At 40.7% G+C, this 2,872-nt stretch carries 4 protein-coding genes; 3 read left to right on the top strand and 1 reads right to left on the bottom strand.

Translation table 11 applies throughout. The features are described from left to right. From ACTHJT_RS17290 to ACTHJT_RS17300, 3 genes are all read left to right on the top strand, one after another. On the top strand, positions 1-937 hold a 937-nt coding region (locus tag ACTHJT_RS17290), incomplete at its 5' end, for a BamA/TamA family outer membrane protein (RefSeq protein ID WP_440240533.1). A 6-nt stretch (positions 938-943) separates the two neighbouring features. Then, positions 944-1,843 carry an oxygen-dependent coproporphyrinogen oxidase gene (gene hemF / locus ACTHJT_RS17295; protein ID WP_440240535.1) on the top strand — a complete coding sequence of 300 codons (900 nt, stop codon included), beginning with the start codon at positions 944-946 and terminating at the stop codon, positions 1,841-1,843. Continuing rightward, the gene (locus tag ACTHJT_RS17300; protein WP_440240537.1) at positions 1,843-2,433 is read left to right on the top strand and encodes a phosphatase PAP2 family protein; all 591 of its coding nucleotides are present in this window, start codon (positions 1,843-1,845) and stop codon (positions 2,431-2,433) included. Before hemF ends, ACTHJT_RS17300 begins: the two co-directional genes overlap by 1 nt. 112 nt (positions 2,434-2,545) lie before the next feature. Here ACTHJT_RS17300 and ACTHJT_RS17305 read toward each other — a convergent pair whose 3' ends face one another. Beyond that, the gene (locus ACTHJT_RS17305; protein WP_440240539.1) at positions 2,546-2,842 is read right to left on the bottom strand and encodes a hypothetical protein; all 297 of its coding nucleotides are present in this window, start codon (positions 2,840-2,842) and stop codon (positions 2,546-2,548) included. Positions 2,843-2,872: the final 30 nt, after the last annotated feature.

Raw genomic sequence — 2,872 nt, forward strand, 5'->3', positions numbered from 1 at the left:
CCGTTCACAGTTTACCTATCTATGGGAAACAAGCCAGTACTCTTATTTCTCCTTTTCTCCTATTGACATCAACATCATCAACAGTAAGATCAACATGGTTGAATTTACTGACTATCTGAATGAATTACGTTTAAACGGAAATAACCTGTACATCAGCTTTCTTCCTTCCATTGTTACAAACATGAACTTTGCCTATACATTCAGCAACAATGCATTCGGCAAAAAGACACCTTCGTTTTATTTCAAACCATCGTTTGAATTGGGCGGTATTGTACCAAACCTGATCAATAAAACCATTACCAAGGAACCCGAAAATCAGTTGTTCGGTTTGCAGTATTATCAGTACTATAAGATCCAGGCCGACTTCAGGTATTACAAACCGATCAAAATTAAAACGGTACTCGCAGCACGTGTAAACGTAGGTCTTTCTAAACCCTACGGTGTATCAGGGATCAAGCAGCATGGTACATACGTACTTCCCTATGAAAAATATTTCTTCGCCGGCGGATCCAACTCCATACGAGCGTGGCGCTACAGACGTTTAGGTCCGGGTTCTTACGCCAATCCGGATTACACCAGCCAGTACACCAATGAAGAACCTGGTAATATTGTAATTGAAACGAACTTCGAACTTCGTAGAAAATTATACAGTTTCATCGAAGGGGCCTATTTTGTTGATGCCGGTAACGTATGGCTCATTGCAGAAGATAAAACCCGTCCGGGCGGAGAATTCAAAGGATTTAAATCCTTTTCAGAAATCGCGGTGGGTACCGGTGTTGGTATACGCTTGAACTTCACCTTCATTATTGTGCGCCTTGATATAGCTTTCAAAGCGTGGGATCCCGTGCACCCTGTGGAAGATCGGTTTGTATTGTTTAAATTTGAAGACAAGAACAACCGTCCGCTTTATAACTTCAGTTTAGGTTATCCTTTCTAATTGATTATGCTCACCAAAGAACAGATAGAAACAGAATTTCAAAAAATTCAGCAACATATATGCCAGCAGCTCGAAACGGCAGATGGTAAAGGTACATTCAAAACAGATGAATGGAACCGTGCGGAAGGAGGCGGCGGCAAAACCAGAATCCTTACTGACGGCGCCATTATTGAAAAGGGCGGTGTGAACTTTTCTGCCGTGCATGGCCCGACTCCGGAAAATATCCTGAATGCATTAAAACTCCCGAAGTCCGATTTTTATGCAACGGGCGTATCCATTGTAATGCACACAACCAATCCATGGGTTCCGATCATACACATGAACATCCGTTATTTTGAAATGACGAATGGTACCTGGTGGTTTGGCGGCGGCATTGATCTTACTCCGCACTACGTTGTAAAAGAAGAAGCAGTCGCTTTTCACCAGACATTAAAAGATGTATGTGACCAGTTCCACGAAAGCTTTTACAATACATTCAAAGAATGGGCTGATAAATACTTTTACATCAAACATCGTGGCGAATCCAGAGGTGTAGGGGGCATCTTCTTTGACCGCATGGGCAGTGATGCAGCAATCAGCAAAGAAAAATTATTTGAGTTTGTGTGTGCACTGGGATATCTGTTCCCGAAAATTTATACCAAACTGATTGCAGATAATAAATCAAGACCATTCACTACAGAAGAACGTAACTGGCAGAAGCTGCGCAGAGGAAGGTATGTGGAGTTCAATCTTGTGTATGACAGAGGAACGAAATTCGGCCTGGATACGAATGGCCGTATCGAATCCATCCTGATGAGCCTGCCTCCGGAAGCTAACTGGACATACGACTTCCAGCCTGCTGCAGGAAGCAAGGAAAAGGAAACAATTGAATGGCTTAAGGCCCAACCGGATTGGCTAGCACTATAATGGAAAGTTTACAGCAAACTGATATTGATCTGCTGTTATGGATCAACCATGCCTGGAAAAGTGCGTGGATGGACCAGGTTATGTTGTTCTGCAGCGACAAGTATACCTGGATTCCCTTCTATGCCGTACTCCTGTTTTTTTTATACAAATCAGGTCCAAAAAAAATATGGATCAACCTGATTTTACTCACGTGCTGTATTGCATTGGCAGATCAGATCGCATCTTCCCTGTTCAAACCTTATTTTGAGCGTCTGCGCCCTTGTAATAACGATGTATTAAGACCTCAGCTGCTTTTGATTGAGGGCGTATGCGGCGGCATGTATGGCTTCGTATCTTCCCATGCCGCAAATACATTTGCCGTATTTACATTCTTTACGTTAAAAAATGTTTTCTCAAAAAAAATATGGATTTGCCTGCTGTTTTTCTGGGCACTGATTGTTTCGATAAGCCGTGTGTATCTTGGTGTACACTTCCCTGGTGATGTATTCTGCGGAGGCCTTATTGGCGTGGCCGGCACATATTTCATTCTTTGGATACAAAGAATGATTGAACAAAAATACTTCAATAAGAATAATCAGCAGGCTGTTTAAAAGTGATGCCCTCACAGGCAATTACACATGCATGCCGACAAAAATGAATTAATTTAAAATCCGCTTATTGAGAATGTATTGCATTTTTTCAATGAGCGGATTATTTTTTTGATTACAATAAAACTATAAACTCTTTCGAGTACTTGATTACTTTTTCTTCATATCTTTTATCATCATAATCAACGTTATCTATTTTTTTTAATACTTTTTTCAAATCTTCACGTCCGGATATTTTTGCAATCCGCTCCATGAGTTCTTCATTGAACCACATAGATTCCAGATCCGCTTTTTTAAGTTTGTCTGTTAAAAATACCAGCAACTCCGGGTCGCTTTTCTTTAAAACCAGATCAAACAATACCATATATGCATAAGAAAAAGATTCGGTTTTTAATAAAACCAGCCGCAGCATTACAAAATGGGATTAAGATAATGTTTTTAA

Origin of the sequence: Cytophaga sp., assembly GCF_051961495.1 — a bacterium.
Lineage (GTDB): Bacteria > Bacteroidota > Bacteroidia > Cytophagales > Cytophagaceae > Cytophaga.

What these genes read in the sequence shown, in the direction of transcription:
- ACTHJT_RS17300 (WP_440240537.1), top strand. Translation starts at nt 1,843, where the DNA reads ATGGAAAGTTTACAGCAAACTGATATTGATCTGCTGTTATGGATCAAC.
- ACTHJT_RS17305 (WP_440240539.1), bottom strand. Translation starts at nt 2,842, where the DNA reads ATGCTGCGGCTGGTTTTATTAAAAACCGAATCTTTTTCTTATGCATAT.
- hemF (WP_440240535.1), top strand. Translation starts at nt 944, where the DNA reads ATGCTCACCAAAGAACAGATAGAAACAGAATTTCAAAAAATTCAGCAA.